This window comes from Mesorhizobium sp. M0615 (assembly GCF_040320805.1).
GTDB lineage: Bacteria > Pseudomonadota > Alphaproteobacteria > Rhizobiales > Rhizobiaceae > Mesorhizobium.
The window spans coordinates 34,579-47,710 of the sequence record NZ_JAMYQI010000013.1 but is presented as its reverse complement, the minus strand read 5'-3'; the positions used below and the strand labels follow the sequence as shown (position 1 = coordinate 47,710).

Below are 13,132 nucleotides of genomic sequence, written 5' to 3'. Positions count from 1 at the left end.
GTTGGCGGTGGAGCACTGCCGATACGGGCGGCTGCGTGGCCGTGATTTGCGAAAATTCCCTCGTCCCGCCGTCTTCCTGCTATGATGGAGATGAGGAGGCGACCCATGAGCGAGAACCGTAAGCTGGCCGCAATCCTGGCTGCAGATGTGGTCGGATACAGCCGGCTCGCGAGCGCGGACGAAGATCGTACCTTGGCGCGGTTGCGGGCACTGCGCAGCGACCTGATCGATCCGATCATTGCAGTGCACCACGGGCGGGTTATCAAGCGTACCGGAGATGGGGCGCTGGTTGAGTTTCGCAGTGTGGTCGATGCCGTGCGCTGCGCCGTTGAGATTCAAAACGGTATGGTTGAGCGCAATGCCGGCGTACCGCAGGAGCGCCGCATCGAGTTCAGGATAGGCATCCATCTGGGCGACGTGGTCGAAGAGAGCGATGGCGACCTGATGGGTGACGGCGTCAACATCGCCTCGCGTCTGGAGGGCGTTGCGGCGCCCGGCGCCATCTGCCTGTCCGAGGATGCCTATCGCCAGGTCAAGGCCAGGCTTGACCTCTCGGTCAGCGATCTCGGCAGCACACAGCTCAAGAACATCGCCGAGCCGATCCGGGTGTATTCGCTGCAAGTCGGCGCCGGGGCCAAGGTGGCCGCGACCTCGCAAACCCCGACGAGCCCTCCGGCTGCGGCAGCGCCGCCGAAACTGTCGATCGCCGTGCTGCCGTTCGCCAATATGAGCGGTGATGCCGAACAGGACTACTTCGCCGACGGCATCTCCGAAGACATCATCACGGCGCTGTCCAAACTGTCACAGCTCTTCGTCATCGCTCGCAATTCGTCCTTCATCTTCAAGGGCCAGAACGTCCATGTGCAGGATGTCGGCACGAAGCTCGGCGTGCGCTATGTCCTTGAAGGCAGCGTACGCAAGTCGGGGAACAAGGTACGCATCACCGCGCAGCTCATCGATGCAATTTCAGGCGGCCATCTTTGGGCGGAGCGGTTCGATCGCGATCTGACCGACATATTCGCCGTGCAGGATGACGTGACGCAGCACATCGTCGGTGCGCTGGCGCTCAATCTGACCGACGATGACCGTCTGCGGCTGGCGCCCGAACACCAGCGCAATCCGGAGGCGTATGACTGTTTCCTGCGGGGCCGGGAGCTGTGGCACCGGCTGACCAAGGACACGAACGTCGCGGCCCGCGAGCTCTTGCAGCGGGCCATCGAACTGGACCCGAAATTTGCCTCTGCCCACGCTTTCCTAGCCCTCACGCACGGGCTCGATTACCTCAACAGGTGGGGTGCGTCGGACTCGATGGCGCAAGCGGAAGAGGCAGCAACGCGAGCGGTAACGCTGGATGACAGCGATCCCTGGGCGCACTGGGCGCTGGCATCGGCCAAGCTTTACACACGGCGGCACGATGAAGCCATCGGCGAGGTCGAGCGCGCGATAGCTCTCAATCCGAACTTCGCCGAAGCGCACGTCGCCCGCGGCGAGGCGCTGTATTATTCGGGTAGATCCGCGGAGGCGCTAGAGAGTTTCGCCCGGGGAAAGACCTTGAATCCATACTTCCCGGATGTGCTTCTGCACTTCCAGGCTTTGGCATCGTTTCAACTGGGAAGGTACGAAGAGGCCGTCGACCTCTTGCTGCAACGGCTGGCTCGCAACGCTGTCACCGACCTCTCGCGTGCGCTTCTGGCCGCCACCTACGGCCATCTGGGCCGTTTGGAGCAGGCCCATGCGGCATGGCAGGACCTGCTTCGCGTTAATCCCGCCTATTCGCTGGAACATCGTCGCAAGGTCTTGCCTTACAAGAACCCTGCCGATTTCGAACTGATGGTCGAGGGGCTCCGCAAGGCCGGCGTGGTGCAATGACAGGCTAAAGCCCGGCCGGATCAGAGGCCTGAGGCCCGGCCGATCTTGCGCCATCGGGCGTTTTCGCGAACCGGTTTCAGGTCGTCGGTCGTCTCGGCAAATGTCCGCAACCGGTATTGCCGCAGCAGGTCCGGGAAGAGCGCCCCTTCCGGCAGGCCGGCAAGCTGCTCGCGGACCGAGATCTTTTCATCGATGACCCGCATGCCCCAGGCATTTTCCCGAACCTGCAACTCGGCGGCCAGATCGCGCTCTTCTGGCGCGTTTTCATCCAGCGCAGCCAGCAGGATCGAGTGGAAAAGCGCGACATAGCCAATCTGTCTCAGGCCGCCCACGACCCGCACGCGCGGCAATATGGCAAGGGCGAGGAACATCAGGAACAAGTCCGGCAAAAGCATGCCGTCCAGCAGTGCCTGCTGAAGATGCGGCCGCTCGAACGGGATGGAAAGACCATGCGGCCTGTCAGGCTCGATCAGCCGCCCGTTCTCGAGGACGAGCTTGCGCACGCGCTGCTCGCGGATGCCCCAGAAATAGGCCGTGGCATTGGGCAGGAACCTGCCAAATAGGCCCGATGCGGCTTCTTGCAAGGCATGGTCGAGACGCCGGCGCCTTGCGGGCTCGAGGAGCAGCCTGGAAAGAAGGCTGCCTTCATCTTCCAGATGCCGCGAAACGACAGTCGCGGCCAGCCTATCATCGACGAAAACCGGCCGAGCCATGCCGGAACGATCCCAATCGGCGACCAGATGCTCGTTGAGTTCTGTCAGCGCATCGGCGGCTGTTGCAAATACCTTGTCCTGGCTGGCAAGCAGCGTGCCCAGCCAGCTTCTGGCATCCGTCTCATTGCCCACCGTTTCGAGCGCGCGCCCGTTGAGGGCGACGGGACCGGCCGCGCAGGCGCTTTTGCGGCACAGTTTGTGGCGCCCCATGCCAAACAAATTGACCTTGTCGTCGCCGACATCGAGCCATCCCGGCCCCTCCCGGCCGGTTGTCTCCATGGTCATGGTCGTTCCCATGAAGCCGAAAAAAGCCGACAGCCTGTTTTCGACCGCGCCGAGCCAGGCAAGCAGCAGGGCATCGAAGGTGATGCGATCCATCAGAAGCAGGCAGTGCAGGCCGGACTGGACAACCGGTCTGTGGTCGAATTCGTCGAGGGCCTTGCCGATCGCTTCGGGCTGCATGATCGCACCGAGGCGCTGCTGCAGGACGTCGCGCAGGATCGAGCGGGCAGCGATCGACAGGGCCGATGCAGGCCTTGCCACCGGCCGCCACAGATGGCGGGCATAATCGGAAACCGGCGCATTCCAGTTCTGCTCGATGTCACGCACGACCTCCGGGCAGAGCAGCGACAGCACGGCCAAAATGTCCACCGGAGGGGCAAGGGCAGGGACGGTGGTCATCAGAACCGCAGCCGGGCCATGCTCAGGAGGTCGTGGTACTGCCCGTCGGTAAAACCGGCCTTCACATGCCGTCCCTCGACCTCGAAGCCGTGGCTTGTGTAGAGACGGATGGCCGGTTCGTTGTCGGCATAGACGCTTAATTCGACCCGCTTCAGGGCGCGCCAATTGTCGGCCACGTCAAGCAGCGCGCCAAGGATGGCAGAGCCGATGCCCCTGCCGACAAAGCCATCATCGAGGCCGATATTGATCTCGCCGATATGCGAGCGGCGCGGCGAACCCTGTGCGATCAGGCTGCCATGGCCGACAACCTTGCCGTCCAGCTCGGCAACGATCCAGGTGGTTTCCGGGCCGGACTTGGCGATGCGCCGCTCCACCTGCTCCACCATCTCGAACGGCATCCTGAGCGTGCCCCAGCGGAAGCCCGGCATATTGAAGATAGCGCAAAGCGCCTCGGCATCGCTTGGCCGGACGGCCCGGAGCTGCGGCTGGATTTTCTCTAGGGGTGGCGTGCTGGTCATGGCTTTTCCGGCTACAACAATTCCAGGAAAAGTGTGAGCGGTTTTCCGTCCGGAATTGCGTCAGAACAAAGTGACAGAGGCAATATGCCCGGCACGATGCACCGGACGTCACCTGAAAATCCAGCCGTCTCTGCGACCTAGGCCGATTGCGCGGCAAAATGCCGGGGGGCGGCGCAGAGCTTGAGGATACCGCTGATGCCGATCCAGCCGAAAAGGGCAAGCCAGCACAATGTCCCGGCCGCCGTCCAGTCGAGCCGGTGCACGGCGGCGTCGGTGATGACGAGGCCAAGGACGGCAAGCAGGCCAACCAGAAACTGCGCCAGGCCGAGCACCAGCAATTCCTCACCCGGCGCACTTCTCCAGACGAGATAGGTGCCGCCTGCACCCGCGAGGAAGATGGCGCTGTAGACCTGGGCGTGGAAGGCATCGATCGGCCATGGCCAGAAGCCACCGAATGTCAGGGGAAACAGCAACAGGCCGACGCCGTAGACCCCGAGGATCGCCATTTCCACCGGTAGGTAGGCGCGCCATGCGGGGTTCAAGATCACGCCTTTTGCAGAAGGGCGGGCCCTTGCCCGCCACAGGAACAGCGCGGATACAGCGGCCGACGCAAGATAGACCAGAAACCATAGCCAGGGGGCTTTGCGCTCGAAGTTGAAATAGCCAAGGTTGATGAACGAAGCCGCCGACACGATGACGGTGAAGATGAAGGCCATGACCAGCACAAGCCTGCCGGGCGACCAGCGATTCCAGACCAGCAGCGCCGCCATCACTGCCATTTCGGCGGTGTAGAAGCCGCCGAGGAAGCGGGCATTGAACGGCGTGACGGCCCAGGGCCAGCGCGGCTTGACCAGCGCGGGCGCGAAAAACAGGCCGGCCCCGACGATCAGGACGATGATGACCCCCGCCGAGAAAAGGCGCAGGGCCGCCGGAAACGGCGGGTTGTCGCGTATCGGCATGGAGAAAACCCCAGAGATGAATGCCCCATGGGCTATCATAGTTTGGAATTCAACAAATGGAAATTGACCTGTCACAAGGCTTGTCCATTCGAATGGCCGTACGGTCCATTTCGCAGTATGATGGAGCGTTCGGGTCGAAGATCGGTCCGGCCAACACGCCTAGAGCCGGATGATTTCAGGTCTGTCCGACCTGAAATCTGAATCCGCCTCTAAATCAGGAAATAGAGGATGATGTCGTCCGAAAACCGCTTCACACTTTTCGGCATCATGCTCTAGCGGCGCAATTTCCGGAGCCTGCACGATGACCGAAGCTCAGGATCTGTTCTCGCTTCTGCGGCAATCGACCGATGTCGATCCGCAGGCAATCGACGCAATCCGGCAAACCATCGCCGAGGGCAAGGACCGCGAACTTTGCCGCATCAATGCGCTGGCCTTCGCCAGCAAGCATGGCCTCGACGAGGAACGCACCATAAGCGCCTTTCTCCATGCGGCGCGGGTAGGCATCTTCGACATTTCCTGGAATGTTCTGTGCCCCGGCTGTGGCGGCGTGCTCGACACCAACGCCACGCTGAAAACCATGCAGAAGGACGAATACACCTGCGCGCTGTGCTCCCAGGGCTATTCGCCGACCCTCGACGAGATGGTCGAGGTGACATTCACCGTCAGTCCCCGCGTGCGCAGGATTGCCGCCCACAATCCACACGAACTGCCGTTGGTGGAATATTACCGCCAGATCTACTGGGCGTCCGGGGCCGATCTGCCGGACGAGGATCTGGCGGAAAAGATGGAAGCGTTCTCGCTGGAAGATATCGAGCTTGCGCCCGGTGAAAAGGCGGTTCTGCACATCCAGCTTCCGCCCCAATTCATCATCGTCTTCGAGCCGGTCACGCATTCGGCCCAGTTCATCGACGCGAAGGGCGAACCGGCAAAAGAGCGGCGAAACCTCTCTCTGGCGTTCGACCGCGACCATGTCCAGAGCCAGACGCTGGAGATGCAACCCGGCCCATTGCGCATTTCGCTGGAAAACAGGACCGACACGCGCGTGCTGCCGACGGTCTTCATCGCCTGCCCGGTATTGCATGATTTCCTGGGCAAGCGCCGGCCCTTCGTGACCGCCAAGCGCCTGCTCACCAACCAGACGTTCCGGGATCTCTATCGCACGGATACGCTCGACATCAACCAGCGCCTGAAGATCACCAGCCTGACCTTCCTGTTCACCGATCTGCGCGGATCGACCGAGCTTTACGAGCGGGTGGGCGATCTTTCAGCCTTCGATCTCGTACGCGAGCACTTCCAGGTTCTGCACGAGATCGTCGCGGCGGAGGCAGGGGCGGTTGTGAAGACGATCGGCGATGCGGTGATGGCGACCTTCGCGACGCCTGACCGTGCGATTGCCGCGGCGCTGCGGATGCGCGACGCCATGCGGGCGCTCAATGACAAAAGCGGGCGCGAGGACCTTCTGCTCAAGATCGGTGTTCATGCCGGCCCCTGCATAGCCGTGTCCATGAACGAGCGGCAGGATTATTTCGGCCAGACGGTCAACATTGCTTCGCGGGTCCAGAACCTCGCCAACGCACAGGCGATCTTCGCCACGCGTGCGGTGGTCGACGATAATCTCACCGCCGATCTGTTGCACAGGAACGCGCTGACGCCCGTGCCGCACGAGGTCTCGCTGCGCGGCATCGAGCGGGAGATTGCGGTTTATACGATCCCCTGAAGAGTTCTCTACCGCTCACACGCGCTTGCAGAGGAAATAACGGTCGGCGGGCTCCGAAGTGGGCGCCGGGAGGTGTTGCAGCAGCGGGTGATCGAGCGGCGTGCCACTGACCGCGAAGCCACCGACGCGAAGCAGGCTCGCAATCAGATCGGGAAGCCAGGTAGCGGTCACTGCATCGCGATCGTCATAGCCGGTGCCAATGTCGGCATGAACAAGGGCGGCTTCGATGCCAATGAACTTGCGGCCCGTCTCGCGTATTTCGCCGAGCACGAGGTTTTCAGCTTCGGGAATTGAGCTAGTGTGCGCGCCAACTTCGCGGTCGAACACCACGATCCGGCGCCCGGGCAGAAGCTCGCGCAGATGGTGGAATGTCCGGCCATTGCCGAGGCCGAGCTCAAGCACAAGCCCCTCCATCTTCGCCACCTCGGGGCAGATTCGATTGAGAATGTCGCGCTGCGCGGTCATCCTGCTGATGAAATTATCGAGGCGACTCATATGCGATTGTGTGTCCTGAACCAGCAGCCCCGATCGAGGCTTGCTGCATATAAAGGCGAACGACGAACCCTGCAATAACGCAACCGGCCGCCGACAAGCGTCATACCGGGTGGAGTGTTCGGCAGGCCGCGCGGTGGAACAGCGATATCACTTGTAGGGGTCTGCGGCGTCCCGCAAGCCGTCGCCGAGGAAGTTGAACGCCATGATAACGAGGATGACCGGCAGCATCGGCAAAAGCAGCCATGGATAGAACGCGATCACGCTGACGCTGCGCGCCTCGGTGAGCAGGATGCCCCAGCTGGTTATCGGCGCCCTCAGGCCGAGCCCGAGGAAGCTCAGCGCCGTTTCGCCCAGGATCATGCCAGGGATGGAGAGCGTCGCCGTCGCGATCAGATGCGACATGAAGCCGGGAATGAGATGCCGCCTGATGATGCGGCTGCTTCCGGCGCCCATCAACTGCGCCGCCAGAACGTAATCCTCCTCGCGCAAGGCCAGAAGCTTTGAACGCACGGCCCGCGCCAGTCCGGTCCAGTCGAGCAGCCCGAGGATGACGGTGATGCCGAAATAGATCAGGATCGGACTCCAGGTTATCGGCATGATCGCCGCCAGGGCCAGCCATAGCGGAATGCTGGGAATCGATTGCAGGACTTCGATTATTCGTTGAACGATCAGGTCGAAGATACCGCCGTGATAGCCGGCCAGTCCGCCGATGACGATGCCGAGCAGGAAGCTGAAACTGATGCCGACGAGGCCGATAGTCAGTGAAATGCGTGCGCCATAGATCATGCGCGAGAGCACGTCGCGCCCCAGCCTGTCGGTGCCGGCCAGAAAGAGTTGGCCGTTCTCGGCAGGACAGACAAAATGCCTGTCACCTTCGATCAGGCCCCAGAACCGATAAGTGTCGCCCTTGCAGAAGAAACGGAGCCGCTGAACATCGTCGTGGTTCTCGATGTAGTTCCGCTTGAGCGTGTCCATATCCAGCGTCATCTGGCGGCCATAGACGAACGGCCCGACGAACTCGCCATTGTGGAACAGGTGCACGTGCTGCGGCGGCGCATAGATGTAGTCCATGTTGCGCGAGTGCAGATTGTAGGGCGCCAGGAACTCGCAGATCAGTATCCCGGAATACAGCACTGCCAGGAATATGCCGGATATAAGCGCAAGCCGGTGTTTGCGGAATTTCCACCACATCAGCCGCAACTGCGATGCCTGAAAGACCTTCGATTGCTCCGGCGTCATCGCCTCGACCGACTGCAGGTCGAAGGGCGCGCCGGAAATGTAGTGTTGCAGTGGAGCACCCGGAGCGGGCAGCGGCGAGTCCTGCTTCATTTGGTGCTGCCACCCTGCAAACGAATTCGTGGATCAAGCAGCGCCAGCGCCAGGTCGGAAATCAGCACGCCGATAACCGTCAGGAAGGCAAGGAACATCAGGAATGACCCTGCCAGATACATATCCTGGCTTTGCAGCGCCTTGATCAGCATCGGCCCGGTCGTTTCCAATGACAGAACGATAGCCGTGATTTCGGCGCCGGAAATGATGGCAGGCAGGATCGAGCCGATGTCGGAAATGAAGAAATTGAGCGCCATGCGCAGCGGATATTTGACCAGCGCCTTGAACGGATGCAGGCCCTTGGCGCGCGCGGTCACGACATATTGCTTGTGCAGCTCATCGAGCAGATTGGCGCGCAGCCGCCGGATCATGCTCGCCGTGCCTCCGGTGCCGATGATCAGGACCGGGATCCAGAGATGGGCGAGGATCGACTTCGCCTTGGCCCAGCTCATCGGCTCGCCGAGATATTGCTGGTCCATGAGATGGCCGATGGAGGTGCCGAACCAGATGTTGGCGAAATACATCAGGATCAGCGCCAGCATGAAATTCGGAATGGCAAGGCCGAGAAGGCCGAAGAAAGTCAGGCCGTAGTCGCCCCAGCTGTATTGATGCGTGGCGGAGTACATGCCGATCGGAAAGGCGATGAGCCAGGTGAAGATGATCGTGACGAAGGAAACCAGCACGGTCAGCCACATTCGGTCGCCGACGACGTCGCGAACCGGCAGCTCATATTCGAAGGAATAGCCGAAATCGCCGTGCAGCATCCCGCCCACCCAGTAGAAGTAGCGAATGACCGGCGGCTGGTCGAAACCATATTCCTTGCGCATCATCCGGATGCGGTCGGAATCCACCGCTTCGCCCTGGGCCCGAAGCTCAGCGACATAGCTGTCGAAATAGTCCCCCGGCGGAAGTTCGATGATGGTGAACACCAGCGCCGATATGACCAGCAGCGTTGGAACCATCACGGCGATGCGCCAGACAAGATATCGAAGCACGCTCAGGAGCCTCCAAGCCAGAATGTGTCCGGCATGTAGACACCGAAATAGGAGGTCGGGTCGTAGCCGTAGAGTGCTTTGTCAGGCAGGTTGCGCAGCCGCGAGGATACCAGAATCGGCTGAAGTGTTTCGTTCACCGTACCGATAGAGAACACCTGATCGGTGTAGATCGACAGCATCGAGTTCCAGATTTCGGCGCGCTCGCTGGATTGGGTCGATCCGTTCCAGCGCTTGAGCAAAGCCATCAACTCGACCACTTCAGGAACATCGGGCGCCTCACCCATCTTGCCATGCGACAGATAGTAAGCGCCCCAGAGCGGCCATTGCAGCTGGTCGTCGATGGTGGGGGCCAACTGGTATGGATTCATGTCGGCGGTCGGCACGCCATTGTCGATGCCCGACGACATCGACATCAGGATCTGGCCGCCCAGCGCGCGGCTGCGGAAGATGTCGCGCTGCGAAGTCCGGATGAACAAAGCGATGCCGATCTTGCGCCAGTGATCGGTGATGAGTTCGAGCGCATCGGTTTCCAGCGTGCTTTCGCCGGCCGTTTCCACGATGATCTGCGCCGGGCGTCCATCGGGAAGTAGCCGCAGGCCGTCATCGTCACGGGCCTGAAGCCCGACCTCGTCAAGCAGTGCATTGGCCTGGTCGGGATCGTGGGCGACCCAGGCTTTCGCGAATTCCGGCCGGTAGAGCGGGCTCTCCGGCAAGACCGTATCGGCGCTTTCCTGCGCCAATCCGTAGAAGACGGCCATGTTGATCTCGCGCCGGTCCACAGCGAGCGAAAGTGCGCGGCGCACGCGCACGTCACGCAAAAGGCCACGCCACACCGGGTCGGCACAATTCAGATTGGGCATGAGCGCCAGCCGCGAACCCTGTGTGCGTTTCCACAGATGCATCTTCACCGGGTAGCGCTTCTCCGCGTCCTTCAGGAAGGAGTAATCGCTGAAGTCGATTCCCATGCATTGCAGGTCGCTCTCGCCCGCACCGGTCTTGGCGGAGATGATCGCCGACGAGCTGACATTCATGATGATCCGGTCGACATAGGGCAGTTGCCGGCCGTTCTCGTCTGTTCGATGAAAGAACGGGTTGCGCTCGAAGATGAACTGCTCGGCCGGCGGCTTGGTCCGGTTCTGCCAGGGGTCGAGTGTCGGCAGATCCGGGTTCTCCGGGCGATACTGCCGCGACATGCGGATGTGCAGCAGCGTCCATTTTGCGGTCCGGTTCTCCTTCATCAGGCCGGCGAGCCGGAATGGATCCTGATATTTCTTGTGGAACTGCTTGAGATAGGCGGCTGGCAAAACAAGCGGTGTCGGCGAAGCAGCGGCAAGTTTGGGCAGGAAGTCGGGATTGGGCGCGTCCCAACTGTAGCGCACCGTCAACGGATCGACGATCTCGAAACGTGGCGGCTTGCCGTCCGCCAGCAGGGCAGGGGCGAGCCCCCCTTGCGAAAGCTCATCGTTCAGCCAGACATCTTCCCAGCAATAACGAAAATCCTCCGGCGTCAGCAGGCTGCCGTCTGACCATTTATGGCCTTCACGAATCTTGAACGTGAAGACGCGATCATCCTTTACGTCGAAACTTTCGAGAATGTCGGCCTGAAAGTTAAGCTTTTCGTCATAGCCGACCAGCCGGGAATACCCGTAGATCGTCATCATCCGGATATCTTTCTGGCTGCCGATGATCGTACGCAGCGTGCCGCCATACTGGCCGGGCTGCCGGCCCATCGCCGCGAGGTTCAACGCGCGCGGGCTTTTGGGCAGGCGCTCCGCGAGTGGCGGCAGAGCCCTGGCTTTCAGCTGCGGCTGAAGAAAATCCGGCTCCAGATCGCCGGCGCGCGCCGTGCCCGGCAGAAATGCCGAAGCCATGAGACCAAGGACAGTGCGGCGGCTGATCAATGGCGTAACTCGCTGACATCGGCCGAACGTCGGGCCAGCACGAGATGGCCGCCGCCGAGATCGAGCGGCGACAGCATATCCTCTTCGCCCTCGTCGCGGAATTGCGGGCCCCATGCGCTGGTGTCGGAAGCGCCGCCGAGCTTCAGCGTCTTGAAATCCATCGGCCGGTCGAGATCGGGGAAGGGGACTGCGGCGAGCAGCGAGCGCGTGTAGGGGTGGATCGGTTTCCTGAGCAGAATTTCGCGCGGTGCAAGCTCGACGATACGCCCGCCGCACATCACCGCGATGCGGTCCGCCATGTAGTCCACCACCGCCAGATTGTGGGATATGAACAGGTAGGTCAGGCCCAGTTCCTTCTGCAGGTCCTTCAGAAGGTTCAGGATCTGCGCCTGCACGGAGACATCGAGCGCCGAAACCGGCTCGTCGCAGATCAGCAGTTCAGGCCCCAGCGCCAAGGCGCGCGCAATGCCGATACGCTGACGCTGCCCGCCGGAGAAGCTGTGGGGATAACGCTGGATGAAGCGCGGATCGAGCCCGATTGCCTGCATCAGGCTCTTGACTGTGGCTAGCCGGGACGCGGCATTGCCACGTTGATGGATTTCCAGCGGCTCGCTCAAGATGTTTTCCACGGTCATGCGAGGCGAGAGCGACGAGACCGGATCCTGGAAAACCATCTGGAGTTTCGCCCGCAGCAAGCGCAGGGCGTCTCCCTCGGCTTCCAGGACGTCGATCGGTCCGTCGCGGCCGTTGAAGATCACGGAGCCGCCGGTAGGGGTGACGGCCCGCATCAGGATCTTGCTGACGGTGGTTTTGCCGCAGCCGCTTTCGCCAACCAGGCCCAGGCACTCACCTCGCCTGATGTCGAAGCTGACGCCGTCCACGGCGCGAACTGAGGTCTGATGGCTCCCGCCGAACCATCCGGAGTTGCGGATGGTGTAGACCTTTTTCAGATCCCTGACCGACAGCAGAATGTCGTCCGGCCCCTTCGCTTCCGGCGCTGTCTGCTTGCCCAGCAGGGTCCCGACATTCACCGGCACCTCGCGGAGCGCCTTCAGCCTTTCGCCAGGTTTCAGGTCGAAATGCGGGACGGCTGCCATCAGGCCCTTCAGGTAAGGGTGGCCTGGCCGGCGGAATATTGCCTCCACAGGGCCCGCTTCCATGATCTCGCCATGGTACATGACCACCACCTCGTCGGCGACATTGGCAACCACGCCGAGGTCGTGTGTGATCAGCAGCATTGCCATGTTGAGCTTGGTCTGGAGTCCACGAAGCAATTGCAGGATTTGCGCCTGGATGGTGACGTCCAACGCCGTTGTCGGCTCATCGGCGATCAACAGAGCGGGCCGGCAGATAAGCGCCATGGCGATCATGGCGCGTTGCCGCAATCCTCCCGAAAGTTCGAACGGATACATGTCGTAGGCGCGCTTGGGATTGGGAAACCCGACGAGGCCGAGCATTTCCTCGGTCCGTGCCTTGCGCTCCGTCCGGTCCATGTGCGTATGAATCTGCAGGGATTCGCTGACCTGGTTGCCGATCGTGTGCAGCGGCGACAGCGATGTCATCGGCTCCTGAAAGATCTTGCCGATGCGGCTGCCTCTCAACGCCCGGATTTCGGGTCCGTCTCGCGGCATCTGCAGGATATCCTGCGTCGTGCCGGGCTTTTTGGGATCGGAAAACAGGATACGGCCGCGAACATGGGCCGTGTTCGGCAAGATGCCCATCACGGCCTGGCTGAGAACCGATTTTCCGGAACCGGACTCACCGACAAGCGCGGTGACCTTGCCGGGCAGGACGCGAAGATTTGCCCGCCTGACGGCATGCAACGGTCCCCCGACAATGGCAAAAGAGATGCCAACATCCTCGATCCGCAGCAGATCAACGCCTGCATCCATTCCCACACCAGCCCCAATCTGGCGCCTCCCGACCGGCCCCAAAAAGCAAGACTAGCGCATTGT

10 protein-coding genes are annotated in these 13,132 nt (G+C 61.6%); 2 read left to right on the top strand and 8 right to left on the bottom strand.

Going from position 1 to position 13,132, the window contains the following annotated elements; genetic code table 11:
- The first annotated feature begins 105 nt into the window (after positions 1 to 105).
- Positions 106 to 1,869 carry an adenylate/guanylate cyclase domain-containing protein gene (locus tag NKI46_RS22945; protein ID WP_023752850.1) on the top strand — a complete coding sequence of 588 codons (1,764 nt, stop codon included), beginning with the start codon at positions 106 to 108 and terminating at the stop codon, positions 1,867 to 1,869.
- 20 nt (positions 1,870 to 1,889) lie between these two features.
- Here the strand turns inward: NKI46_RS22945 and NKI46_RS22940 are convergent, their stop codons facing one another.
- The 3 genes from NKI46_RS22940 to NKI46_RS22930 form a co-directional block, all read right to left on the bottom strand.
- On the bottom strand, positions 1,890 to 3,263 hold the full coding sequence (locus NKI46_RS22940; protein ID WP_352748046.1) for a hypothetical protein: 1,374 nt from the start codon (positions 3,261 to 3,263) through the stop codon (positions 1,890 to 1,892).
- Entirely contained in the window at positions 3,263 to 3,781 is a 519-nt protein-coding gene (locus NKI46_RS22935; protein ID WP_023816106.1) for a GNAT family N-acetyltransferase, read from the bottom strand. Before NKI46_RS22935 ends, NKI46_RS22940 begins: the two co-directional genes overlap by 1 nt.
- Before the next feature lie 137 nt (positions 3,782 to 3,918).
- Complete coding sequence (locus NKI46_RS22930; protein WP_352748043.1) at positions 3,919 to 4,740, bottom strand: hypothetical protein; 822 nt, start codon at positions 4,738 to 4,740, stop codon at positions 3,919 to 3,921.
- Between the two features lie 301 nt (positions 4,741 to 5,041).
- On the opposite strand from NKI46_RS22930, the gene NKI46_RS22925 reads away from it, so the two are divergent.
- Positions 5,042 to 6,457, top strand: coding sequence for an adenylate/guanylate cyclase domain-containing protein (locus NKI46_RS22925; RefSeq protein WP_023685078.1), 1,416 nt, complete (start codon positions 5,042 to 5,044; stop codon positions 6,455 to 6,457).
- A gap of 15 nt (positions 6,458 to 6,472) precedes the next feature.
- Here NKI46_RS22925 and NKI46_RS22920 read toward each other — a convergent pair whose 3' ends face one another.
- The 5 genes from NKI46_RS22920 to NKI46_RS22900 form a co-directional block, all read right to left on the bottom strand.
- Positions 6,473 to 6,952 carry a class I SAM-dependent methyltransferase gene (locus tag NKI46_RS22920; RefSeq protein ID WP_023672134.1) on the bottom strand — a complete coding sequence of 160 codons (480 nt, stop codon included), beginning with the start codon at positions 6,950 to 6,952 and terminating at the stop codon, positions 6,473 to 6,475.
- A 147-nt stretch (positions 6,953 to 7,099) separates the two neighbouring features.
- A complete protein-coding gene (locus NKI46_RS22915; RefSeq protein WP_031198424.1) occupies positions 7,100 to 8,281 on the bottom strand; it encodes an ABC transporter permease in 1,182 nt (393 codons plus the stop codon).
- Positions 8,278 to 9,276, bottom strand: coding sequence for an ABC transporter permease (locus tag NKI46_RS22910; RefSeq protein ID WP_352460926.1), 999 nt, complete (start codon positions 9,274 to 9,276; stop codon positions 8,278 to 8,280). The genes NKI46_RS22915 and NKI46_RS22910 overlap by 4 nt, the downstream gene beginning before the upstream one ends.
- 2 nt (positions 9,277 to 9,278) lie before the next feature.
- Positions 9,279 to 11,177 carry an ABC transporter substrate-binding protein gene (locus tag NKI46_RS22905; protein ID WP_023692891.1) on the bottom strand — a complete coding sequence of 633 codons (1,899 nt, stop codon included), beginning with the start codon at positions 11,175 to 11,177 and terminating at the stop codon, positions 9,279 to 9,281.
- A complete protein-coding gene (locus NKI46_RS22900; protein WP_023710305.1) occupies positions 11,174 to 13,069 on the bottom strand; it encodes an ABC transporter ATP-binding protein in 1,896 nt (631 codons plus the stop codon). Before NKI46_RS22900 ends, NKI46_RS22905 begins: the two co-directional genes overlap by 4 nt.
- Positions 13,070 to 13,132 lie beyond the last annotated feature (63 nt).